This is a genomic window from Chondrinema litorale (assembly GCF_026250525.1).
GTDB lineage: Bacteria > Bacteroidota > Bacteroidia > Cytophagales > Flammeovirgaceae > Chondrinema > Chondrinema litorale.
The window spans coordinates 4,698,917-4,722,179 of sequence record NZ_CP111043.1 but is presented as its reverse complement, the minus strand read 5'-3'; the positions used below and the strand labels follow the sequence as shown (position 1 = coordinate 4,722,179).

General features: G+C 34.4%; 19 protein-coding genes. 16 read left to right on the top strand and 3 right to left on the bottom strand.

What is annotated here, in order from left to right:
• Nucleotides 1-379: 379 nt before the first annotated feature.
• From OQ292_RS19555 to argB, 6 genes are read left to right on the top strand one after another with little or no spacing between them, the layout of a single operon-like run.
• The gene (locus OQ292_RS19555) at nucleotides 380-1,066 is read left to right on the top strand and encodes a GNAT family N-acetyltransferase (protein ID WP_284683831.1); all 687 of its coding nucleotides are present in this window, start codon (nucleotides 380-382) and stop codon (nucleotides 1,064-1,066) included.
• 20 nt (nucleotides 1,067-1,086) lie between these two features.
• Entirely contained in the window at nucleotides 1,087-2,283 is a 1,197-nt protein-coding gene (gene argG / locus OQ292_RS19550; RefSeq protein WP_284683830.1) for an argininosuccinate synthase, read from the top strand.
• Nucleotides 2,276-3,241: an N-acetyl-gamma-glutamyl-phosphate reductase gene (gene argC, locus OQ292_RS19545; protein WP_284683829.1), complete on the top strand. Its 966-nt coding sequence runs from the start codon at nucleotides 2,276-2,278 to the stop codon at nucleotides 3,239-3,241. Before argG ends, argC begins: the two co-directional genes overlap by 8 nt.
• A gap of 24 nt (nucleotides 3,242-3,265) precedes the next feature.
• On the top strand, nucleotides 3,266-4,411 hold the full coding sequence (locus tag OQ292_RS19540) for an aspartate aminotransferase family protein (RefSeq protein ID WP_284683828.1): 1,146 nt from the start codon (nucleotides 3,266-3,268) through the stop codon (nucleotides 4,409-4,411).
• A gap of 4 nt (nucleotides 4,412-4,415) precedes the next feature.
• Nucleotides 4,416-5,366 (top strand): N-acetylornithine carbamoyltransferase, encoded by a 951-nt coding sequence (locus tag OQ292_RS19535; protein ID WP_284683827.1) that lies wholly within the window; start codon nucleotides 4,416-4,418, stop codon nucleotides 5,364-5,366.
• A gap of 3 nt (nucleotides 5,367-5,369) precedes the next feature.
• Nucleotides 5,370-6,161 carry an acetylglutamate kinase gene (gene argB, locus OQ292_RS19530; protein WP_284683826.1) on the top strand — a complete coding sequence of 264 codons (792 nt, stop codon included), beginning with the start codon at nucleotides 5,370-5,372 and terminating at the stop codon, nucleotides 6,159-6,161.
• On the opposite strand, the gene OQ292_RS19525 is transcribed toward argB, so the two are convergent.
• The 3 genes from OQ292_RS19525 to argS all read right to left on the bottom strand — a co-directional run bounded on the left by OQ292_RS19525 (nucleotide 6,162) and on the right by argS (nucleotide 9,615).
• The gene (locus OQ292_RS19525) at nucleotides 6,162-6,671 is read right to left on the bottom strand and encodes a hypothetical protein (RefSeq protein WP_284683825.1); all 510 of its coding nucleotides are present in this window, start codon (nucleotides 6,669-6,671) and stop codon (nucleotides 6,162-6,164) included. It lies immediately after the preceding gene.
• Between the two features lie 188 nt (nucleotides 6,672-6,859).
• A complete protein-coding gene (locus tag OQ292_RS19520; RefSeq protein ID WP_284683824.1) occupies nucleotides 6,860-7,789 on the bottom strand; it encodes a DUF72 domain-containing protein in 930 nt (309 codons plus the stop codon).
• Nucleotides 7,790-7,797: 8 nt separating this feature from the next.
• Nucleotides 7,798-9,615 carry an arginine--tRNA ligase gene (gene argS, locus OQ292_RS19515; RefSeq protein WP_284683823.1) on the bottom strand — a complete coding sequence of 606 codons (1,818 nt, stop codon included), beginning with the start codon at nucleotides 9,613-9,615 and terminating at the stop codon, nucleotides 7,798-7,800.
• 239 nt (nucleotides 9,616-9,854) lie between these two features.
• Here argS and OQ292_RS19510 point away from each other — a divergent pair, with 239 nt between their 5' ends.
• From OQ292_RS19510 to OQ292_RS19465, 10 genes are all read left to right on the top strand, one after another.
• Nucleotides 9,855-10,274: a hypothetical protein gene (locus OQ292_RS19510; RefSeq protein WP_284683822.1), complete on the top strand. Its 420-nt coding sequence runs from the start codon at nucleotides 9,855-9,857 to the stop codon at nucleotides 10,272-10,274.
• Nucleotides 10,275-10,415: 141 nt separating this feature from the next.
• Nucleotides 10,416-13,184, top strand: a complete 2,769-nt coding sequence (locus OQ292_RS19505; RefSeq protein WP_284683821.1) for a DUF2339 domain-containing protein — start codon at nucleotides 10,416-10,418, stop codon at nucleotides 13,182-13,184.
• A gap of 83 nt (nucleotides 13,185-13,267) precedes the next feature.
• A complete protein-coding gene (locus OQ292_RS19500) occupies nucleotides 13,268-14,764 on the top strand; it encodes a hypothetical protein (protein WP_284683820.1) in 1,497 nt (498 codons plus the stop codon).
• A 3-nt stretch (nucleotides 14,765-14,767) separates the two neighbouring features.
• A complete protein-coding gene (locus OQ292_RS19495) occupies nucleotides 14,768-15,373 on the top strand; it encodes a hypothetical protein (RefSeq protein ID WP_284683819.1) in 606 nt (201 codons plus the stop codon).
• A 6-nt stretch (nucleotides 15,374-15,379) separates the two neighbouring features.
• On the top strand, nucleotides 15,380-15,649 hold the full coding sequence (locus OQ292_RS19490; protein WP_284683818.1) for a hypothetical protein: 270 nt from the start codon (nucleotides 15,380-15,382) through the stop codon (nucleotides 15,647-15,649).
• A gap of 167 nt (nucleotides 15,650-15,816) precedes the next feature.
• Nucleotides 15,817-17,199 (top strand): BatA domain-containing protein, encoded by a 1,383-nt coding sequence (locus OQ292_RS19485; RefSeq protein WP_284683817.1) that lies wholly within the window; start codon nucleotides 15,817-15,819, stop codon nucleotides 17,197-17,199.
• The gene (locus OQ292_RS19480; protein ID WP_284683816.1) at nucleotides 17,196-19,523 is read left to right on the top strand and encodes a DUF4175 family protein; all 2,328 of its coding nucleotides are present in this window, start codon (nucleotides 17,196-17,198) and stop codon (nucleotides 19,521-19,523) included. Before OQ292_RS19485 ends, OQ292_RS19480 begins: the two co-directional genes overlap by 4 nt.
• Before the next feature lie 25 nt (nucleotides 19,524-19,548).
• Entirely contained in the window at nucleotides 19,549-21,402 is a 1,854-nt protein-coding gene (locus tag OQ292_RS19475; RefSeq protein WP_284683815.1) for a hypothetical protein, read from the top strand.
• A 24-nt stretch (nucleotides 21,403-21,426) separates the two neighbouring features.
• A complete protein-coding gene (locus tag OQ292_RS19470; protein ID WP_284683814.1) occupies nucleotides 21,427-22,701 on the top strand; it encodes a bile acid:sodium symporter family protein in 1,275 nt (424 codons plus the stop codon).
• Between the two features lie 95 nt (nucleotides 22,702-22,796).
• The gene (locus OQ292_RS19465) at nucleotides 22,797-23,228 is read left to right on the top strand and encodes a Holliday junction resolvase-like protein (RefSeq protein WP_284683813.1); all 432 of its coding nucleotides are present in this window, start codon (nucleotides 22,797-22,799) and stop codon (nucleotides 23,226-23,228) included.
• The last annotated feature ends 35 nt before the right edge of the window (nucleotides 23,229-23,263 follow it).

The window sequence follows — 23,263 nt, the reverse complement described above, 5'->3', positions numbered from 1 at the left end:
GGAATTTGGATTGTTTTTAAGCCTTTTGAACAAGTTTGTATCGAAGTAAGTTTAGAAGTGTGTTCAAATATAAAATTAAAAACTAATTGGAGTAAAAATTAGTTTAAAAATTTATTAATTGATAATCAATGTATTTTATTAAACTCGATAGTTTTAATATTAAAAAAATAAGTTTTTTAATAAGAGTTTATTAAAGATTGTCTATGTTTGTATTATAATTTTTAATAAAAGGATTCTAATTTTAAGATGTTAATAAGATATCTTTCTTTTTTTCAGCCCCTCATCATTAAGCCTCTCAGGCGTTAGCCTGCCAGATACTTATTTCTATTTACATTAATATACAATTCCCTTTTATTTAATAACATTCGAGAAATTAATTATGTCTGTTGAGGTATTATTCGCCACTGACAAGCATGTTGGCTATGCTGAAGAAATAACTATTGCTATGGCTGTAGCAGCCAAAGAGCGTGGAACTGGTATTGCTAAAAGATCACCTGAATATGTGATGTCAAAAATGACTGAAGGTAAAGCAGTTATAGCATTAGATAATAAAAAATTTGCAGGTTTCTGCTATATCGAAACCTGGGGTCATGGTAAATATGTAGCTAACTCTGGTCTTATAGTATTACCCGAATATAGAAAGAGCGGTTTGGCTAGAAAAATCAAAGAAAAAATCTTTGAGCTATCTAGAACCAAGTTTCCTGAATCTAAAATATTTGGTATTACAACCAGTCTAGCTGTAATGAAAATTAACTCTGAGTTGGGGTACAAACCTGTTACTTTCTCTGAGTTAACTACTGATGAAACTTTCTGGAAAGGCTGCCAAAGCTGTACCAATTACGATATTCTAACAAGAACTAACCGTTCACTTTGTCTTTGTACTGGAATGATCTACGATCCGGAAAAAGAAAAGACAAAAGCAAAAAACGAAAGAAAAAGCCTAGCTGAAAAATGGACGCAATTTAAAGAGTTTATGTTTTCTAGAAAGGCTAAGAAACAAGAATTATTGAAAGATGAAGATAAAAAAGAATCTTCATACAATACAAATAGTGTTTTAGTAAAGTAGCAACGAGAAATAGGATAGAAATGAAAAAGAAGGTAGTGTTAGCATTTAGTGGAGGATTAGATACTTCTTATTGTGTAAAATACCTCTCAGAAGATTGCGGCTACGAGGTTTATACCGCTATAGTAAACACTGGCGGTTTTGATAGCAGCGAATTATCTGAAATTGAAAAAAGTGCATATGCGTTGGGTGTAAAAGAACACAAAACCATAGAAGCAACTGAACAGTATTATCAAGATTGCATTCGCTTTTTGATATATGGTAATGTTTTAAAAAATAATACATATCCGCTTTCTGTAAGTGCAGAAAGGGTGTTTCAAGCAATTGAAATAGTAAAATATGCTCGTAGTGTTAGTGCAGATGCAGTAGCTCACGGTAGTACTGGTGCTGGTAACGATCAAGTACGTTTCGATTTAGTGTTCCAAGTAATGGGACCTGAGTTAGAAATTATTACACCTATTCGCGACTTAAAGCTTTCTAGAGAAGCCGAAGTAAATTATTTGAAAGAAAAAGGTGTAAGTAAAGAGTGGTCTAAAGCGAAATACTCTATTAATAAAGGTTTGTGGGGAACGAGTGTGGGTGGAGTAGAAACGCTTACTTCAGATGGCGTTTTGCCAGAAAGTGCTTACCCAACTCAATTAGAAACTGAAGGTGAAAAATCAATTACGCTTCAATTTGAAAATGGTGAATTAGTAGGGATAGATGGCGAAAAAATGTCGCCAGTAAAAGCCATTCAGCAATTAGAGAAAATAGCAGGGCCTTTTGCAGTGGGTAGAGATGTGCATGTGGGCGATACTATTATAGGTATTAAAGGTAGAGTAGGCTTTGAAGCTGCTGCTCCGCTTATCATTATAAAAGCGCACCATCTTTTAGAAAAACATGTGCTTACCAAATGGCAACAACATTGGAAAGAGCAGTTAGCTAACTGGTATGGCATGATGTTACATGAGGCTGCTTTCTTAGATCCGGTAATGAGGAATATCGAAAAATTCCTTGAAGACACTCAGTCTCAGGTTACAGGAGAGGCGAATATCAAGCTTCAACCTTACAGATTTACCGTTACTGGTATTAATTCTCCAAATGACCTTATGTCAGCAAAATTTGGAAGTTACGGAGAGATGAACTTAGGATGGAGTGGAGAAGATGTAAAAGGCTTTACAAAAATATTAAGTAATCAAATTAAAATTTATCATCAGGTAAAAGACAGTAATAATGATTAGAGCAGGAATAGTTGGGGGGGCAGGATATACCGCTGGAGAGTTATTGAGAATTCTCATAAATCATCCAGAAGTTGAAATTTCTTTCATTCACAGTAAAAGTCATGCAGGTCAGCCAGTGTCTGATGTGCATACAGATTTACTTGGGGATACTGATCTTATTTTTAGCGATGATATTTCTGTTAGAATTGATGTGATGTTCCTTTGTATGGGACATGGACAGTCTGAGGCATTTCTTAAAGAAAATCCGGTTCCGGGTAAAATGAAAATTATCGATTTAAGTCAAGATTTTAGAATCAAATCTATGGATCATGACTTTATCTATGGTTTACCAGAACTTAACAGACATTATATTAAAGCTGCGGAAAGAATAGCCAATCCTGGTTGTTTTGCCACTTGTATTCAACTTGGATTATTACCACTTGCCGGATATGGACTAATACAAGAAGATGTTCATATACAAGGGATAACAGGTTCTACAGGTGCAGGGCAAAAACCAATGGCTACAACGCATTTTAGCTGGAGAAATAACAATGTTTCTGTTTATAAAGCTTTTAAGCATCAACATATAGCAGAAATAACGCAAAGCATCAAACAACTGCAACCTAAGTTTGATAGTGAGTTACTTTTTGTGCCAGTAAGAGGTAATTTCACCAGAGGAATTTTATGTTCAATGTACACCAAGTGTACAATCAGTTTTGAAGAGATTAAATCAATTTATGAGAGCTACTATAAGCGCAATCCGTTTATCGTAATCTCAGAGAAAAATCCCGATCTTAAGCAGGTAGTTAATACCAATAAGGGAATTGTGTATCTCGAAAAACATGGCGATTATATTATGATTATTACAGCAATTGACAATCTCTTAAGAGGAGCATCTGGTCAGGCTGTACAAAATATGAATATTGCTTTTGGTTTAGACGACACAACAGGTCTAAAACTAAAAGCTGCTGCTTTTTAACCAATCCAATTAAATTTTTTTATAATGAAACCATTTGATGTTTATCCCATCTATGACATAGAGCCTATTAGAGGTGAAAACAATTACATCTGGGATAATAAAGGAAACAAGTATCTGGACTTTTATGGTGGTCATGCTGTAATCTCTATCGGGCACAGCAATCCTCATTTTCTTAATAGGATAAATAGGCAGATGCAGAAAATGGTTTTCTATTCAAATGCAGTGATTAACAACCTTCAGGTTGAATTGGCTGAGCGTTTGGGAGCAATTGCTGGCATTCCGGATTATCAATTATTCTTGTGTAATTCAGGAGCTGAAGCAAACGAAAATGCAATCAAACTCGCTTCATTTCAGACTGGAAAAAAGAAAATCATTTCTTTCTCAAAGGGATTTCATGGACGTACTTCTATGGCTGTAGCAGTTACAGATAATCCTAAAATTATAGCACCAGTAAACGAAACTGAAAATGCCATTATTCTTCCTTTTAATGATGAAGCTGCATTAGAAAAAGCCTTTGAAAGTGGAGATATAGCGGCTGTAATTATTGAAGGTATTCAAGGCATTGGCGGTATTTATTTACCAACACAAAGTTTTATGGACAAAATTAAAAGTTTGTGTGAGGCAAATGGTGCTTTGTTAATTGCTGATGCTGTGCAGTGTGGTTGTGGTAGAAGCGGAAAGTATTATTCGCACGACTATTATAATCTTAAAGCTGATATCTATACAATGGCAAAAGGTATCGGAAATGGTTTTCCGGTAGGAGCAATTGCCATCTCTCCAGATATCGAAGCAAAATATGGAATGCTAGGAAGTACCTTTGGAGGAAACCAATTAGCTTGTGTAGCAGCCTTAGCTGTAATCGAAGTGATGGAAGAACAAAACCTAATTGAAAATGCGAAGAACACAGGTGATTATTTGATGGAGCAATTAAAGCAAGTTGATGGTGTAAAAGAAGTGAGAGGTAGAGGTCTAATGATTGGTGTTGAGCTAGAAGGCCCTATAAAAGGCATCAGAAATAGCTTATTGTTCGATCATAAAATTTTTACGGGTTCTGCTTCAAATCCAAATGTACTTAGATTGTTGCCTTCGCTTACAATAGGTAAAAAGGAATCTGATATTTTCCTTGAAGCATTCACAAATGTATTATCCAATAAAGAATTGACAGTTTAATAAAATGAGACATTTTACATCAGTAGAAGATGTTAACGATATAGAAAAACTAATTGAAATTGCTTTAAATCTAAAAGCTGTTCCTAAAGCAAGTGAGCACCTTGGTAAAGGTAAAACAATGGGTATTATCTTTTTAAACCCAAGTTTGAGAACTCGCCTAAGTACTCAAGTTGCCGCTCAAAACCTAGGAATGTCGCCTATAGTAATGAATTTTAGTAGTGATGGATGGCAATTAGAGTTTGCAGATGGAGTGGTGATGGATGGCAATAAAGCTGAACATGTAAAAGAAGCCGCTGCCGTTATGGGAACCTATTTTGATGTAATGGGTATCCGCTCTTTTCCGGGACTTAAAGACAAAGACGAAGATTACCAAGACAATGTAATCAACCAAATTAAAAAGTATGCTGGTATTCCAGTAATTAGTTTGGAGTCTGCCATTAGGCACCCGTTACAGTCTCTGGCTGATTTAATTACAATTACTGAGCATAAAAAAGTAGCTAAACCTAAGATAGTTTTAAGTTGGGCGCCACATCCGAGAGCATTACCTCAAGCTGTTTCTAATTCATTTGCAGAGTGGGTTTTAGCTGCAGGTTACGATCTAACAATCACGCATCCAGAAGGTTACGAATTGTCTGAGCAATTTACCAAAGGAGCTACGATTGAATACGATCAGAAAAAAGCTTTTGAAGGAGCTGACTTTATTTATACAAAAAACTGGTCTTCATTTAAAGACTACGGACAAGTATTAAATTCTGATCCTTCGTGGCAAATAGATGCTGCTAAGATGAAATTGACCAACGATGCTAAATTCATGCACTGTTTGCCTGTAAGAAGGAATGTAATTGTGAGTGATGATGTATTGGATAGTGAAAGCTCTATCGTAATTAAGCAAGCGGAAAATAGAATTTATTCAGCACAAGCTGTGATTGAACAAATCTTAAAAGCCAATTTCTAAGTGATGGAGAAACTGAATGTAGTAAAAATCGGAGGGAATGTAATTGATAATGAAGAGGCACTCAAACAGTTTCTGATTGATTTTAGCAAATTAGAAGGCAAAAAAGTGCTTGTGCACGGTGGTGGAAAATTAGCTAGTAGATTGTCTCTTCAAATGGGCATTGAGCCAGAAATGGTTGATGGCAGAAGAATCACCAATGAAGAAACCCTTAAGGTGGTTACAATGATGTATGCAGGCTGGGTAAGCAAAAGCATTGTTGCTCAGCTACAAGCGAATAATTGTAACGCAGTTGGACTCTCTGGTGCAGATTTGAATTTGATTCAATCAGTATTTAGGCCCAAAGAACCTATCGATTTTGGCTTTGTAGGAGATATTATTAGCGTAAATGCCAATATGCTCAATGTGCTTTTACAGAATTCAATTGTTCCGGTTTGCTGTGCTATTACGCACGACAAAGCAGGTAGTCTACTCAATACAAATGCAGATACCATTGCCGCTACTTTAGCTGTTGCTGCTAGCGAGCATTTTGATGTATCTCTAATTTACTGTTTTGAGAAGAATGGTGTACTGGCAAATCCAGAAGATGACGACAGCGTAATTTCTTTAATTGATAAAGATTATTACCAACAGTTAATTGATGAAAAAGTAATTACTGCTGGTATGTTACCAAAGATGCATAATTGCTTTCAGGCTTTAGATAAAGGTGTTGCAGATGTGAAAATTATGCATGCATCTAAATTGAACTCTCTAAGTAGCGATCAATTTATTGGAAGTAAATTAGTCTTAGAAGACTAATCACTGACTTCTAAAAGTTGTATCAATAATTCTAACTCTGCTGTTTTTCTTAACTTTGAATTTTTTCCATTTGAAGAGCTGAAGAACAGCAGAGGTTAATAGAAAAGAAGAACCAATAATGGCAGACTCTTGCTGATCATAAGATTTTTCACTGACAAGTGGAGCTACTGCTGCCGCAAATAAAAATCCTCCTGCAATAAAACCTGTTCCTGCACTTAAAAACCTTGTAGTGTGGTTAGGAAAGTAGAACTTGTCGAACTCATTCAATTTCATTTCGATATTTCTCGTACTTATTACTAAAGAAGAATCTCCTAAGCCCACAATGTAATCGTGATATCTGGTAGAGTTGCCTACTTGTTTAAAGTAAATGTCATCTCCCACACTTAATTTTATTCTTTTTCTACCATAATTATCGAGCACCAAAAACTTTTGTGCAAAAACATCTTTGCAAAAAAGAAGGCTAAAAAATAGTAATATGTATTTGTAGTTTATGCTGTATGTTAATTTCATGACTTGCCAGATAAATTGAAATGTATATGAATGTTTGTTATTTAAATATCATATTACAATAACTAAATAAAATACAATTCAGTTTTATGAAATTTAAACTTAAGATTTAGAAATAATAGCTATTATCTAAATAATGCAATACTGAATATGAGGTTGTCTTGACTTGTAATTAATTTGGGGGAAATTATTTAAAACAGACTTGATTGAACGCCTCCGGTTTTAAATCTTGGCGCTTTTACTTTAAAACTTCCAGCTTTTTTTAACTCTTTCACAAAAAAATCTGCCAAGTCTGGGCATTCAATTTCTTCTGGTTGATGGATAAAGAAATATACTTTTTTCAATCCTTGATCTGCCCAAGTTTTAATTTGCTGAACCCAGTCTGTAATTCTTGTATAATCACTTGGGTGCAATTTATTACCAACAAACCTCACCATCAACTCGTCAGTAGTAACTCTTAAATGCAATACATCTCTTCTGCCTGCCACATCAGAAATACAAGTGAGCATATTTTGCTCTTCAAGTAAATTGCAAATCTTTTTAAATGCTTCTGGCTCGGCAAACCAACTTTCGTGTCTAAACTCAACAGCTAATTGGTAACCTTTTGGGAAATTAAGAATGAATGCTTCTAACTTATCAACCTCGTTGGTAGTAAAGTTAGGAGGGAGTTGCAGAAAAAAACTACCTAATTGTTCTTCTAATTCATTAAAAGCCTGGCAAAACTCCTCGGTAAGCAGACTTACACTATTAAGCCTTCTAGAGTGACTGATTTGTTTAGAGATTTTTGGGCAAAACTGAAAAGTATTTGGTGTCATACTTTTCCACCTCAAGAGTGTATTTAAATCTGGTGTTCGGTAATAAGTTGTATTGAGTTCGATGGTATCGAAACTATTACCGTAGTACTTTAAGAAATCTTTGCTTTTAGCACCAACAGGATAAATTTTACCAATCCACTCTTTGCAAGACCAAGCTGGACAACCAATTTGAATTTCGCATAGTTGTTTTTCCTCTCCGGAAACATCGCTCTTAGAAAGTCTTTCGAAAAAGGCTTTGGTTTCTTGAGGCACTTCCGGAAAGGAAAAATCTGCTTCGTTTAAATCTAGTAATTTACCGAACTTCATTTATTCAATTACATTCGTTCTGGTACATCTACACCGAGAAGTCCCATTGTTTTTTTAATTGTTGAGGCTACAGTTGCAGAAAGCAATACTCTAAAAATCATTTTACTTTCTACTTCTTCGCTAAATATTGGAAGTTCTGAGTAAAACTTGCTATACATTTTAGCTAGTTCGTAAGCATAACTTGCAATAATAGAAGGTGCATAAAGATCGCAAGCTTCTTTTACTTTTGCCGGATATTGGCTTAGTAAAAATACCAGTTCTTCTTCTGTTTTAGAGATCTCGCTTAAATCACTTAAAGTAGAGTTTTTGTAAGCGATGCCATCCTTTTCTGCTTTGCGAATTATCGCACAGATTTTAGCATGGTTATACTGGATGTAAACACCAGTGTTTCCTTGAAAATCGATAGACTCTTCAGGATTAAACAGCATTCTTCTTTTCGGGTCAACTTTTAGCAAGTAGTATTTTAATGCACCCATTGCCAGTTGATGATAAAGCTTTTGTGCTTCTTCTGGTGTAAAACCATCAATTTTACCTAATTCTTCTGTACGCTGGCTCGCTGTTGTTTCCATCTCTTTCATCAAATCATCTGCATCTACAACAGTTCCTTCACGAGATTTCATTTTACCACTTGGCAAATCAACCATGCCGTAAGACAAATGGTAGATTCCATCTGCATATGGGCGGCCAAGCTTTTTCATGATTAGTTGAAGCACTTTAAAGTGGTAATCTTGCTCGTTACCTACTACATACACAGATTTCTGCATAGGAAAGTCCTTAAACTTCAATTCTGCGGTTCCAATGTCTTGTGTCATGTAAACAGATGTTCCATCAGCACGAAGTACCAGTTTTTCATCTAAACCATCATTGCTTAGATCAATCCAAACAGAACCATCTGGTTTTTTATAGAAAACACCTTTAGCAAGACCTTCTTCAATAATGTCTTTACCAAGTAGGTAAGTTTCAGATTCTTTGTATACTTTGTCGAAGCTAACACCCATTTGCTTGTAGGTTACATCAAAACCTTCATAAACCCAGTTATTAAGCTTTTCCCAAAGAGCAACTACTTCTGTATCGCCTTCTTCCCACTTTTTTAACATGGCTTTTGCCTCGTTTAATAAAGTAGAAGATTGCTCAGTCAGTTTGCCTATTTCTTCGTCTGTTTTTTCAGGATATTTTTCTTTTAGCTCTGGTTTTATTTGCGCTAATTCTTCTTTAAAAGCTTTATCAAACTTTACATAGTAATCACCAACTAGTTTGTCGCCCTTCTTTTCGGCAGTAGGAGTTTCTCCGTTTCCAAACTTTTGGTAAGCCAACATCGATTTGCAAATATGAATACCGCGGTCGTTTACCAAATTGGTTTTCATTACTTCGTAACCACCTGCATCCATAATCTGCGAAACAGAATAACCTAAGAAGTTATTACGTAAGTGACCAAGGTGCAAAGGTTTGTTAGTATTTGGCGAAGAATACTCCACCATTACTTTTTCACCATTGCGCTCTAGCTTACCATATGTTGGGTTGGTGTAAATATCTATAAGCAAATCGATCCAGTATCTTTGCGAAATGGAAAGATTTAAAAATCCTTTAACTACATTAAATTTTTCTACAAGGCTTTCTTTCTGCAATAAAAGGTTGCCAATCTCTTCTCCAATAGCCTCTGGCTTCTTTCTGGCAACTTTAGAATAAGGGAATGTTACAAAAGTGTAATTTCCTTCAAAATCTCTTCTGGTAGCCTGTAAACTAATTTTTTCAGGGTCTACATTTTCTCCATACAATTCCTGTATACAAGCCGTAATTGCTTGGCCTATCTTTTCCTCAATATTCATAACCACTTAGTAGTAATTTGATATTTTATTTGATCTGCAAAGCTAAGCATTCATAAATAATTAAAAAGCCAATATTGCCTGAATATGACTATCGGCTTAAAGAAAGGGTAATTAAAAACTGATCTTTATCAGGAAATTTAAGAAACTGTTATTTTATGGAATTTCAATTATGATTTATTGTTTAAATCGCTAGTATTGAAGCATCAAAACCAATAAATAACTTAACCAATTTTAAATTTATGCTTACAATTAATGCACATGCAATAGACAAAGCACTTGCCGAGCTAATTTTAGCAAGACAACAAGTCGCAACCAGTTTTTCTGCCAGTGTTGAATTAAAAGAAAATTTAAGAAAACTTGAAAACAATTTTCAACTAGAACACGGCGAAAACCTCAAAAACATTCTCGAAGAAGTATACGATGATTTATCACCAGACGCAGAATTAGAAGCTCCTTTAAATTATCTGGCAAATAAATATGAAGTTGCTGGAGAAAATGAACATGGTACTACATTTAAAGTAAATCACGATGAGGGAGTCTTAATCGTTGTAGATGAGTATGGCGATAAACCAGCGAAATTGGTAATTATTCCAAATCCATTAAGGTTAATTTTAAACATAGAAGACAACAGCCAAGAAGAAGTGTGGTCTTTAAACTAATTAATACTTTATTTGTTAAAATCAATTAGAGGCTTACAGTTTTGTAAGCCTTTAGTTTTTATATTACTTTAGTATTTAGATACAAAAGGAAAGTAATATATTTCTCTAAGAGCCATTATAAAATAATTAGATTTTAAGTTTATGCAGGATTTTCCTGAAGAAGAAGAGGAAGATGACCACGGTTGGGGTGACGATGACTTAGGATACGCGTCAGATTATGATGGAGACGATGAAGAGGACTATCTGGATATAGATGGTTATCCAGATGATGATGAGGAGTGGGACGAAGACGGTGAAGAGTCTGATGAACCAGAAGAAGAAACGCTTCAGGATGAGGATGACATGCCTGAAAAAAAAGATGCCAATAGTGAGGAAGAAGATGATGAAAAGGAAAAAAGTCCTGTAAGAATTAAAATCGAGCAGGATATGGACGATTTTCGCCAACTGTTAGAAGATTACAGAGACTCACATTTCTATAAAGATAAATTTTATCGTTCGATTGAGAATGATGAAAGCTATGCTATTTTAAGACATGAAGGAGAACTGAGTAAGCACGAAGATATTATTAAACGATTTTATCCTCCTGCAAAAGATATATTTAAAAAAAGACCACCAGTAGTAAGAGATCCAGAAAACGATCCAATGAAATATAAGCTAGCTAAAGCTGAAGTTTATATTAAAGAATTTAAAGAAGACCCAGAAGTTGTAAGAGCACAGATACAACAAATGAAAATGGGCAATGCCCAAAGTGGTGAGCTGTCTCAAAAAATTGGCTCAAACTTTAAAGAATTACAATCAGAAATTCCTCTAATACAAAAAGACCTTGAGCGATACATTGGCGAAAACTTACTGAATAAAATTGCTTTTTTAATCATATTGGCGGCGGTAGCAGTTTTGTATCAGTATGGTATAAGTAAGGGCTATATCAATGAGACTTATAGAGTAATAGTTGGTTTTGGCTTAGGTGCTGCATTTATAACTCTGTCGCATCTTATTCTTACCACTGTTCAGCGAACCCGAACATTGTTTATGGGTGTTGGAGCTGCAACAATTATGTATACCATATCCTTGTCTTTTCATGAATATGATGTACTGAGTAAGTCTCAAGCATTTGCAGGTAATGTGGTTGTGAGTCTTATTTTAATATTTTACACTTTTAAATTCGAGCGGAAAGATATTGCCTTATTAGCTTATATAGCCGCTTTTGTTTCTCCATTTCTGGTAAGTACAGGCGAAAAAAATCCTGTATTCTTTTTTTCCTACTTACTCGCTGTAGACATTATATTTTTAATACTTGCTTATAAAAAGCAATGGCATATTATTCTGGCTATTCCTTTAGCTGCTACTTTAATAGCATTTCAAGTATATCTTATTACTACAGACTTTACACTTAGGGTTCAATACATCTCTGCTTTATGTTTTGCTACAATTTACTATGCTATATTCTTTATGAGCGTAGTAGCTTATAACCTTAAGCCAAGTATAGAATACAAGTCGGTTGATTATTTCTTGTTAATGGCTATTACAGTATTGTATCTCATTAATGTGTTGAACTTATTGAGTGATAGCGGTGCATTAAGCTATCGTCCGGCATTTATCGCTGGCTTGGGTATATTCCAACTGTATTATGCATTAATGCTGTATGGTAGTGAGAAAATGGGTAAAGGCGTACAAAGGCAGTTGATGGCATTTTCAATAACCCTGATTACACTTTCTATTTGGATGGAGTTTAGTGCCCTATATGTAAATATATGGTGGTCAATAGAAGGGGTAATACTTGCATGGTTAGGTATTAGAATGGGAAGTAATTCACTAAGAAATGGTTCTGCGGTAGTTACTACATTATCGCTTTTAACTATGTTTTATAATTGGTCGCAAACTTACTTTGCACCGAAAACACTACCTCTAGTTTTTAATAGCGGCTTTGCTTCAGGATTTGTTACAGTTCTTTCTTTAAGTGCTATTATCACACTGTTCTATTCAGATAAAAAAGAATACGACGTAATAGCCATTACCAAAGTGTATTATGCAAAAACATTGAGTTCTTTCTTAATGTTTATCAGCTATTTTATAGGTGTGTTCGAGCTACTATGGCACGCGCCAAATTTAGTTGGTGGTTCAGAGTATAGAACTATTCTGATTGATGGTTATACTATGCTATTTATGTTATTGATGCGATACATGGTATACAAACTTGATATTAGGCGTTTGCAAGAATCTGTGGGTTGGTTAATGGGGCTTAGTGTTATATTCTATATCATCTTTGGCCATAGAGCTGCATTAGTGCTTAGAAGTGGATTTTTAAATGATACATTGCCATTCTATCCATTTGGCACACATTATTTGAATGTAATCATATCTGTTTTCCTCAATTATATTCTAATTAAAGATATTGTAAGTTCAGAATCATATGCTTCTGGTAAATACTCATTTGCACTTTGGTTTTTATGTATTGTGGTTATTTGCCATATGAGTTATGAGTTAGAACATAACATAGTGTTGATAAGAAGTGCTTGGTCCGAAATACCGAGTATAGACGATTTCTTGTATCAGGTAAGACTCACAGGTTTCTCTATACTTTGGTCGATACTGTCTTTTATCTTTATGTATATCGGATTAAGGTTTAAGCTTAAAGAACTCAGAATGATCTCATTGGTTTTATTTGCAATTACCATCTTGAAGTTCTTTGCATTTGACTTTAGAAAACTAGCTCCAATGGGGCAAATAATCTCTCTAATTATAATAGGCTTATTGCTTCTAGCTGTTTCTCAATTGTATAATAAACTAAGAAAGTTATTGGCATTAGAAGGACCGCTATTTGATAGAGATCATAATTATTCTCAAGACGAAACTGCTGCTATTATTAAGGCTCACAAAGATTTAAAAAGAAAGCAGCAAGAAGGAGAATAATAATAATTTATTGTGAAATTTAGCTTTAGTGTATAAGAGGATTTCAATTAAAAATTACCTTTTTTGCACAAACGATTAACAAAATGGGATTTTCGAGCGAAGCAATATTTATTAAACCAGCTTTAACAGACGAACAAGAACAACAGCTTTTAAAATCACTTGGTTTTAAAAACTATGTTTACAACAAAGAAAGCTCTTTTGATGAAGCAGACACCAGAACTAGATATGGTGTTTATATAGGAAAAGTGAATGGTGCTACCTACCTAATTTACGAAGGAATTTATAGCTTAAAGCGTGAAGGACATTTCTCCGAAGCAGAGAGAGTAATTGCAGACAAATTTCAATGGCACGAAGTTCTTTCTATAATGAATTATGAAGTTTCTAATAGTTATGGATATCATTATATTAGAAATGCACAAAGCATTAGGTTAAAAGAAGGATACAGCCCAGATGTTGTTTCAGATTTTGGTCAGGAATTACCCATAGAGAAAGATTATTATGTGAAGCGTGAGTTTGAAGATGGTGAAGAGTATTTTTTCACAAAAGCCTATGGAGATACAGAAGTACTAGACAGATGGACACATGACCAGATTGGTGGAAGCATTGCATTTGATTTAGTAAAGATGATGACTGGGGCATCTTACAGCCAAGATGAAATATTCTATTCTAAACCGAAGCAATTTGTTCCGAAAGATCAGATCGATCAAGTACTAGAAAACTTTTCTTCACCAGATGGAATCAAACACAATGTAGATATCGCTTTTAGAGGTTTAATGCCTTTAGAGATTTATGATTCCATTCTAGATAAAGTAGCTCCAACAATTACAGAGAAAGGTTTTACTTACGATAAAGGAAAATACCTTTTTTATAAAGAAGCAAATGGACTTAAGTATGTAATCGACTTTAAGCCATTTGATAAAGGAGTTTATCTATTGAGACCTTATTTAAAGTTTTCTATAGAAGCACCGAGACCAGAATGGTATAAGAAAAACTTTGGTACTGATGTAAATCGATTTGGTAACAAAATGACATCAAATATCAATTTGTCTTGTGCAGATTTTGGTATCAAAGATAAGCACAATCAGGCACTGAAAATCGATAATGATTTCGATTTAGATAAAACAGTTGCTAAGGTCAAATTAAGACTAAAAGAAACCATTTTTCCATATTTCGATAAGGTTACCGGATACGATGTGATTATCGAAAAAAATAAAGAGTCTCTCTCTAAGATTGATTTCTTGTTTATGTCTGGTAAAATAGATGAGATAGAAAGTTTGATTGAGAAATCAGTAATGTCTTTTGCTCATGTTGCAGTAGATTACAAGTGGAATGAGGTAAGGATTAACAATACCATAGCGGAGTTTCAAGATAGAGCCAATTTGATTACTACTGAATTAAACATCAAAGAAATATTTAATACAGAAGTACTAGAATACAAAGTGGATTGTAAGAGTAAAAACAAAAGAGAAAAAGAGGTGAGTACTAAAAATGGTTTTGCTAAATCTTTACAGAAACGTATTTTAGTATATGCTGAGCCGCAAGGTTTTTCAAAACCTTGGTGGAAGTTTTGGCAAAAATAAACTATGAGAAATTTATTCTTCTTAACGATATTGATGATATCCTTCACTTGTGTAAAAGCACAAGCAGTGAAGGATTTTTCATTAGCTGGTTTCTATAATAGAACTATAGATTATTACAGTAGTCGATTGATAGAAAACAATAAGGATTTAAATCAAATTGAAAACATCCATTTTTTGATTGTAGATAAAGCTGTAAAAGATTCTTCTATTGTAAATCCGGTGAGAAATGAGTTACAGACTGACTTTGGAAATTTCACTATAGAATATCTTTCAGAACAAGAGCTAATAGATAAGTTAACTAAGAAGAAAAGAGATTTTACTTCTTATCACTTTATCAACTATAAGCAGATTACTCAAGACACAATTGATATCAATATTAGTAATACTTCAATTACAGTTAAAAGAATTTTTAAGTTAAGGCGAGGTAGTTTAATTACTAAAGAAATTAACTATACTTTATCATGTGGAGGAACGAATGGTTACATACCAACTGCAAGGTTTATCTATAGTCAAGAAAAAGCAAACTGGGATTTTTACACCTATGATGAATTGCTTCAATCAATTCTTGATGAAAGACGAAAAATGTGGAGTGTTAATCGATCTAGATGATATTCAATGATGAAAAAAAACATAGTAATTAAGATTTTATCATTTTTGATAACCGCAATTGCAATAACAGTAATTCTGCTTGATACTAATTTACTTGAAACAAATTTAAATTTTTCTACTAGCATTATTCCAGGTTGGCATATTACAGTTATTCCTTTTGAAGGATTAATGATAAAAGCTTTAACATTAATAGCTCTCTTTGTCGCAATATTTACCTTAATCAAAATTTTGATAAGCTTCATTTGGAAGTATCTAACATCTGAAAGTCAAAGTTAATATCTTGAATTATCATAATTTATTCTCAGAATATCACAATAATCCCCATTTATCCCTTTATTTTTCAATTACAGCATAAATTTTCCCTTTCTTATAAAAGCATTTTGAAAGTAGTTTCAGATTTACAATTTTGAAGTATAAATTTGGTATTCTATCAACAACAAAAATTGAAACTACTTCAACCCGCATATCTACTACTACTAGGTTCTTTATTGGTTCCATTAGCCATACATCTTTGGAATCGCAAAAAAGAAAAAGCATTGCAGTTAGGATCTGTAAGGTTCCTTATGCAATTGCCCCGAGAAAGTGTCAACAGTATCCAGCTCAATCAGAAAAGACTGCTAGCGCTAAGGTGTTTAATTCTTGCTTTAATTGTATTTGCTTTGGCAAACCTTGTTTTTTCTTCATCAAGCGAAAAGGAAAATCAGGTAATTGTTTTAATAGATAAAGGACTTGAAAAATCTGCTGCTATTAAAACCAAACTGCAAGAACACATCAACAAAGGAGAGAAGGTTCTTTTTACTAGCTGGGGATTACCAGAGTTTGATTCGGAAAGTGACTACGAAGCAGCAATCTCAGATAAAAATCTGCATTTTGCTGATGCAAACTTGATGAATGTTTTACTTACTGAGCCAGTAAAACCAGATAGTGTAGTGTATTACACCAAGTCTGGCATAAGGAGTTTTGGTAAATCGCTATCGGCATTACCATTCCCAATTAACTGGATGACGGTTCCCTCCGAAGATAACACAACAGCTTATGTTGCCAATGTTAGGCAAGTGAATAGCGATTCTCTTTTGTTCGAAATTATTGAGAGCTCAGAGAAAGGAACAAGTCAAAAGTGGATTCCTGTAAAGAAAGCAACCGAAGGCAATGTGGCTGGCATCAGTTGGGAAATGCAAAATGACTCAGTGCTTTTTGATAGCCAGACGAACTTAAAAATCTCTGAAAACGAATTAAAAGTTTTATTTGTAAAAGGCGAGGAAGAAACTGATAAACAGCAAGATATGCTTAATTATTTTAAAGCTGCATTTAATAGTTTGTCTTTGTATCACTACCAGCAAATTGAAATCAGCACAATTTCAAGTGAGCAAATCAAAACTGATAGTTTATATTCTGTCGATTTATTAATTTGGGGACTTAATACACAAGTACCTCAAAACATTCCAGAGCAAAAGGTTTTGTTACTGGAATCTACCAACACACATACTTCGCTGGTTAACGAATTTACCGATAAGCCAGTGAGAATAATGAAAAAGCTTTACCTGAACACTGCCGAAGGAAGACCAGATGTAACAATTGCAGAACAGTTAGCAAAACAGGTATTTCAACCATCAGATTTTCATACGCAGCAATTAAACCATGCTGATTTGAGAACACTTAGCCAATCTCAGTTAAAGAAGTTTTCGATGATACAAAAAGCCGGTATCAATTCGGAAGCAGATAACCGACAATTAGAAAGCAACACATCAATAGAATACTTTCTGCTAATTATAGCAGGTTTGCTCATCCTTGTAGAAAGGTGGGTATCAGTAAGAAATGTATTATGATGCAGCAAAAAGAATATCCTTTTAAAGCTTTGTTGCTAAAGTGGAGAACGCAACAAAAAATATTATCAATTGGCATTGCTTTACTTCTGTTTTTGCCGGTATTGATAATTACTTATTATCTCATTCCAGATTGGTATCTGCTAGCTAGCGGAATTGTATTTGCCATTTCTATATTTTTCGCCATTCAGTATTATAAGAAGAATGAAATAGACGAAAATAAAGTAGCTAACTTTTTAGATGAGATTTTCCCCGAAACAGAATCTTCTGGTTTTCTATTTCTTAAGAACAGAGAGAACTTGAATTTGCTAGAAACTTTGCAAGTTCAAAAGATTGAAAAAAGATATGCTCCAATATTAAAAGAAACCAAACTTCCGGTTCCAATCGCAAAAGTATTTGCTTCGGTAGTAATTGTATCTTTAGTGGCATTTGCGATTGGTAATTTTCTGATTCAGAATAAGCAAGAGAATGCAATTGCAGAAGAGGCTTCAATCATGCCAGAAAGCACAGAAATTAAATCTGTTTCCGAAGTAAATAGTAAAGCTGAGCTTTCTAAGATCAACATTCAGATTAATCCACCTGTCTACACAAAAATTCCTGCCAAGTACGAAGCTCAAGGAAATGCAAAAGTGCCTCAGTTTAGTAAATTAACTATAAATCTGGATTTTACAGGAGAGGTAAATAGCTGTGAGCTTAGAACCGCTAAAGGAAAAGTATTTAGCCAATCAGAAAAAAGTAAAACTTACCAGTTTGCTTTGAGTGTAGAAGAAAATATGATTTACCAAATCGTATATAAGACAGAAGATGGCGAACAGCGAAGCGATTATTACAAGATTGAAATAATAGAAGATCGTAAACCAGATATTTTTCTGGCAGATTTACCTCAATACCAGTCTTTCGCTTTTGGCGAGCCAGCCAGCTTTAATGTAAAAGCTACAATAAGAGACGATTACGGGTTAAGTGATGCTTATTTAATCGCCACAATTAGTAAAGGGAGTGGTGAGTCTGTGAAATTTAGAGAAGAAAAAATTTCATTAAAACAGGCCTTAAAAGCTGGAAGTAAAACTGCCGAGTTGTCTAAAAAACTAGATTTGTATGAGTTAGAAGCGGGGCCCGGTGATGAATTGTATTATTATTTAGAAGTGTTGGATAATCGAGCACCAGAACCATTAAAAACAAGAACAGAGACTTATTTTGCCATTCTAAACGATACTTCACGAGAGTCTATCACGGTAGATAGTGGTTTAGGTGCAGACTTTATGCCGGCTTATTTTAGAAGCCAACGCCAGTTAATTATAGATACTGAAAAGCTAATTGCACAGCGCGGTAAAATATCTAAAGAAGAATTTGATAAAACATCTAACAATATTGGATATGACCAGAAAGTACTCAGGTTAAGATATGGTGAATTTTTGGGTGAAGAGGCTGAAAACAGTATGGAAGGTGGTACCTTGGAAATGCATCACGACGAAGACCATCACGATGAAAATATGAGCAATGAGGAGAAAGTAAAATCTCTTGTTGATCAATATTCTCATTTACACGATACGCAAAGTGAGATGGAGAAGAATCTTTTAGAAGAGCACAATCATAAACATGGTGGTGAAGAAACAGGTGATTCGGAAAGTGAGTACGGAGAAGGCATGGTGAAACTAAATAATGGCGCTTCGGTTTCAGAAGATATGATGCATACGCACGATTCTGCTGATGAGGCTACTTTTTACTTCAGTTCTACCAAAGCGCAACTTAAAGCAGCTCTTGCCTTAATGTGGGAATCTGAGTTGCAGTTAAGAATGAACGAACCAGAAAAAGCTTTACCGATCGAATACAAAATTTTGGATTTGCTGAAAGAGGTTCAGCAAAAGTCTAGAATTTATGTAGAAAGAATTGGTTTTGAGCCGCCTCCAATTAAAGAAGCTGAGAAAAGATTAAAAGGAGAATTAGATGATATAATCAGCCCAAAAGTTTCTGAAGAAAATAAAGACGAAATTCCTTTTGAGGGCGTAAAACAAGCGATTGCTGTTTTGGAAATAATTAAAGAAGAGAAAAGGAAACCATTTGGCGCTGAACTAGCAAGTCTTGAAGCTGCAGGTAATGAAATTGCACCTTTAGCTATAGAAAATCCTTCAAAGTATTTGGGTTTGCTGAAAGAAATTAAGGAAATACAGCAAGTGGAAAATGTAGAAGATTATAATGATACAAAGATATCCAATTTGCAAGCAATGTTGCTGAATTTGTTACCAGAAGAGTTTCATTCAAGATTTAAAAAAGTTAAAACTAAAAGCAGGCTTACCGAAATTTTTAATGATCAATTGCAGGGTCTGTAAGCTCAATTGTTAAAACAAACACTTCATGAATATTAGATTTGACGCAAGTTCAGAAACCATTATCTGGATTACATGCTTGTTACTTCTATTTCTTTTTGCTTTAATTTTTATTGAGCTCAAAAGAAAAAATAAAGCATATCTTGCTGGTAGGCTGTCGGCTATTATCCTTATAGTATTGGCTCTTTTCGGCATGAGCTTAAAGCCTGTTTTGTTAAAATCTTCCTCAGCAGATCAGGCTCTGTTAATTACAGAAGGAGCTTCAGATTCTTTGGTAAGCAGTCTCACAGAAAGTTTTAATCCAGACGAAATAATTGATTTGCGAACCAAGAAAAACTCAGGTAAACTCTCTGATGCTGTTTCTATTGAAAAATTGAAGCATTTTAGAGAAATGCTAGATATTTATCAATCTTGGTTAATTGCCGGAATCGGCTTAGAAGACAATTTACAAGCATTTCTTAAAGGTAAAAATGTAAAATATTTTCCCGAAGGTTTTAAAGAAGGTGTACAGCAAATTAGCTTTTCAAATAAAACAGTTGCGGGTTCAGTCTGGGAGTTAAAAGGAACTTATTACAAGTCAGATACTGAACCGATTAAAATTTTTCTAGAAGCTTCTGGGCAAAAGAGAGATTCTGTTTTATTGATTAATACTGGTTTTCAGACTTTTACTTTAAACATTGATATTACTGAAAGTCCGGGCAGATATCTTTTTAATTTACTAGAAAAAACAACAGATAATAAAGTTTCAGATACTCATGAAATACCTGTGTTAGTTGAAGGACCATTAAAGAGAAAGTATTTGCTTTTAACAGGCTTTCCCAACTTCGAATGGAAATATCTGAAAGATTATTTAAGCGACAGGGGTGATGTAGTGTTTTACAGATCACAAATTTCTAAAGAAAAGTATCAAACCGAAGTGTTAAATACTGATGAATCTGCTCAGGTTTCGATTAATAGCCAGTTTTTATCTGATTTTGATTTGATTGTGTTGGATAATTCTGCTTGGGAAAATTTTAGTACTAGAGAAAGAAATATAGTCCAAACGGTGACTAATGAAAATGGTGTTGGTTTGCTTTTATGTACTCAAGGACAGGGATTACCATCGAATAAATATTTTACTGGCTTTCAACCAAATCTACTTTCATATCAAGAGAAAAGTATCAGCTTTGGAGATTCTCAATTGGGTGTAGAAATCTCAATTGATGATCTTTTGTCAACCATTGCCCCAAGTTCTAAGTTAAATCCACTCTTAGTAAATGAAGAAGGGAAATTACTGGCTGTTTATGCCTTCGATGGTTATGGAAAACAAGCTGTTTTGGTTTTGCCAGCATTGTATCCTTTTATTTTAGAAGGAGAAAATGAGAAATTTAATCGAACCTACCGATATTTAATTGATCATTTACAAAAAGAAACTTTTAAAGAAAAGCACTGGGAATTATCCGGAATTTATCCTGCATTAAAAAGAAAAGCAGTTCAACTAAAACTCAAAACTGTTGATAGTGATTTAGAGCCTGAATCTATCGAATCATTGGTTATCAGTCCTTTAGCGGATACCACCTCATTAAGTCCATTACAAGACTACCAAATTAGCGAAGACTATAATTATACTTATTGGCCAGTTTCTACAGGTTGGCATAAAGTGTATTTAGAAGCAGATACAACTGTAAAAGATTGGTTTTACGTGGCTGAAGATACAAGTTGGGAAGTACTCCAAATTGCCTCTCAAATAGCGGATAATAGCTTTAATCTCGCTTGGAACACCAGTACTGAGTCAAATTTGCAGACTTTGTCAACTTTTAATGAATGGAAAATTCCAGTTTGGTATTTTTTTATTATTTTGCTAATTGGCCTTTCATCCTTATGGCTCATTTCAAAACTATAATTTAAGAGCAAAATTTTTTAAGGTATGCAATTACCTAATACTGTTTATAAGGCATTATTAATTGCCTCACTGGTTTGTTTCGTAACTTTTTGTGCTTGCTATTTTGCAGCTTTTCAAGCTTTTGTCGGACCTGCTTTGGTGCTGAGTTTCATCTTATTGGCAATTATCTTTACAGGCTTTCCTAAACTTTCTGGCTTTTCATTCACCATTTGGATTTTTGCTGCGGTAACTGCATCTATGTTTTATCCAGAATACTTTACACAGTATGGCAGTTTTAAACTCTCAGTTTTAATTGTTCCGCTATTACAGATTATCATGTTTGGTATGGGAACTACCATGAGTGTAAAAGACTTTGTGGGTGTTATTAAAATGCCTAAAGGTGTAATTGTAGGCTTGGTTTGCCAATTTTCTATAATGCCAATAATCGGTTTAAGTATAGCCAAAGTCTTTGATTTTCCACCTGAGATTGCAGCGGGAGTAATTCTAGTGGGCTCTTCTCCAAGTGGTTTAGCTTCAAATGTAATGGCATTTATCGCCAAGGCAAATGTGGCTCTTTCTGTTACTCTTACAGCTTGTGCAACATTATCAGCTCCAATTATGACTCCTTTTTTGATGCAGAAACTGGCTGGTCAATATGTTCCGATAGATTTTTTGGGAATGATGTGGAGCATCTTTAGAATGGTTATTTTCCCAATTGTTGCAGGTTTGTTATTTCATTATTCTGCAAATGAAGCTACTAAAAAAAGTATGATTCGAATTGGAGTTATTCTTATTTCAATGGTGGTGGTTGTTTTCGGAATAAGTCAATTTGTTGACTATGCTTGGCTACAAGAGTTTTGGGTATTACTGGGAGTTGTGTTTGTAATTACACTAATTGGTTGGTTTCTCAAAAGCTTTGCAGAAAAACTGGAAAGCATTATGCCTAAAGTTTCTATGTTTGGCATTGCTGCAATTATAACTGTTATTACTGCTTCTGGTAGAGATAGTTTGTTAAATATTGGTTTAACATTAATTCTGGTAGCTTTTATCCACAACATAACCGGGTATTTTTCTGGCTATATGCTCTGCAAGTTGATTAAGTTAGATGAAAAGTCTTGCAGAACCATTGCCTTAGAAGTTGGCTTACAAAACAGTGGTCTTGCCTCTGCAATTGCTCAAGAAATGGGAAAAGTGGCAACAGTTGGTTTAGCGCCAGCAATTTTTGGCCCGCTCATGAATATAACTGGCTCATCTTTAGCTACTTGGTGGAGAGGAAAACCAATTAAAACAGAACAGCCAGAAAAAATTCCTTCACCATAGTAAATAGCTTACGATCTGTTTATTTACTTTGAAGCTTGATTGGAGATATTGTTCTTAAATAGTATCTGGTGTAAAGTTTCAAAGAGAATCGATTTATGGAAATTGTAATTATCTTCGTTTTGTTGCTCATTATTGTTTTGCTACTTTTTAAAATGGGCAAGCAGAATAAAGAGAAGATAGAAAGTGAGGCTGAGAAAATGTTTGAAACTTGGATGCAAGAAGAAGTTCCAGCCATTAGGGAAGAAGCCATTAGAGGAAGTCAGGCAGTTACTTTAGGGAAATCCCTAGAGCATTTAATCCCATATTTTCCTGATTTTCCATATAACCCTAAAGATGTTCGTTTCATGGGTTCTCCTATAGACTTGATAGTTTTTGATGGTTTGAGTGAGGGTAAGTTGCGCAGTGTAATTTTTATAGAAGTAAAAACAGGTAAAACCCCAAAACTGCCTACTAGAGAAAAACAGATAAAAGAGTGTTTACAAGCTGGAAATGTGAGCTGGAGTTTGCTTCATTATAAAAAAGTTTAATTTTTTTTGTTATAAATCACTGATATTGAATGTTT

Coding starts and splice junctions, on each gene's coding strand:
- OQ292_RS19535 (WP_284683827.1), top strand. CDS start 4,416: ATGAGACATTTTACATCAGTAGAAGATGTTAACGATATAGAAAAACTA.
- OQ292_RS19505 (WP_284683821.1), top strand. CDS start 10,416: ATGCAGGATTTTCCTGAAGAAGAAGAGGAAGATGACCACGGTTGGGGT.
- OQ292_RS19490 (WP_284683818.1), top strand. CDS start 15,380: ATGATGAAAAAAAACATAGTAATTAAGATTTTATCATTTTTGATAACC.
- OQ292_RS19555 (WP_284683831.1), top strand. CDS start 380: ATGTCTGTTGAGGTATTATTCGCCACTGACAAGCATGTTGGCTATGCT.
- argS (WP_284683823.1), bottom strand. CDS start 9,615: ATGAATATTGAGGAAAAGATAGGCCAAGCAATTACGGCTTGTATACAG.
- OQ292_RS19510 (WP_284683822.1), top strand. CDS start 9,855: ATGCTTACAATTAATGCACATGCAATAGACAAAGCACTTGCCGAGCTA.
- OQ292_RS19465 (WP_284683813.1), top strand. CDS start 22,797: ATGGAAATTGTAATTATCTTCGTTTTGTTGCTCATTATTGTTTTGCTA.
- argC (WP_284683829.1), top strand. CDS start 2,276: ATGATTAGAGCAGGAATAGTTGGGGGGGCAGGATATACCGCTGGAGAG.
- argG (WP_284683830.1), top strand. CDS start 1,087: ATGAAAAAGAAGGTAGTGTTAGCATTTAGTGGAGGATTAGATACTTCT.
- argB (WP_284683826.1), top strand. CDS start 5,370: ATGGAGAAACTGAATGTAGTAAAAATCGGAGGGAATGTAATTGATAAT.
- OQ292_RS19475 (WP_284683815.1), top strand. CDS start 19,549: ATGAATATTAGATTTGACGCAAGTTCAGAAACCATTATCTGGATTACA.
- OQ292_RS19520 (WP_284683824.1), bottom strand. CDS start 7,789: ATGAAGTTCGGTAAATTACTAGATTTAAACGAAGCAGATTTTTCCTTT.
- OQ292_RS19470 (WP_284683814.1), top strand. CDS start 21,427: ATGCAATTACCTAATACTGTTTATAAGGCATTATTAATTGCCTCACTG.
- OQ292_RS19540 (WP_284683828.1), top strand. CDS start 3,266: ATGAAACCATTTGATGTTTATCCCATCTATGACATAGAGCCTATTAGA.
- OQ292_RS19525 (WP_284683825.1), bottom strand. CDS start 6,671: ATGAAATTAACATACAGCATAAACTACAAATACATATTACTATTTTTT.
- OQ292_RS19500 (WP_284683820.1), top strand. CDS start 13,268: ATGGGATTTTCGAGCGAAGCAATATTTATTAAACCAGCTTTAACAGAC.
- OQ292_RS19495 (WP_284683819.1), top strand. CDS start 14,768: ATGAGAAATTTATTCTTCTTAACGATATTGATGATATCCTTCACTTGT.
- OQ292_RS19480 (WP_284683816.1), top strand. CDS start 17,196: ATGATGCAGCAAAAAGAATATCCTTTTAAAGCTTTGTTGCTAAAGTGG.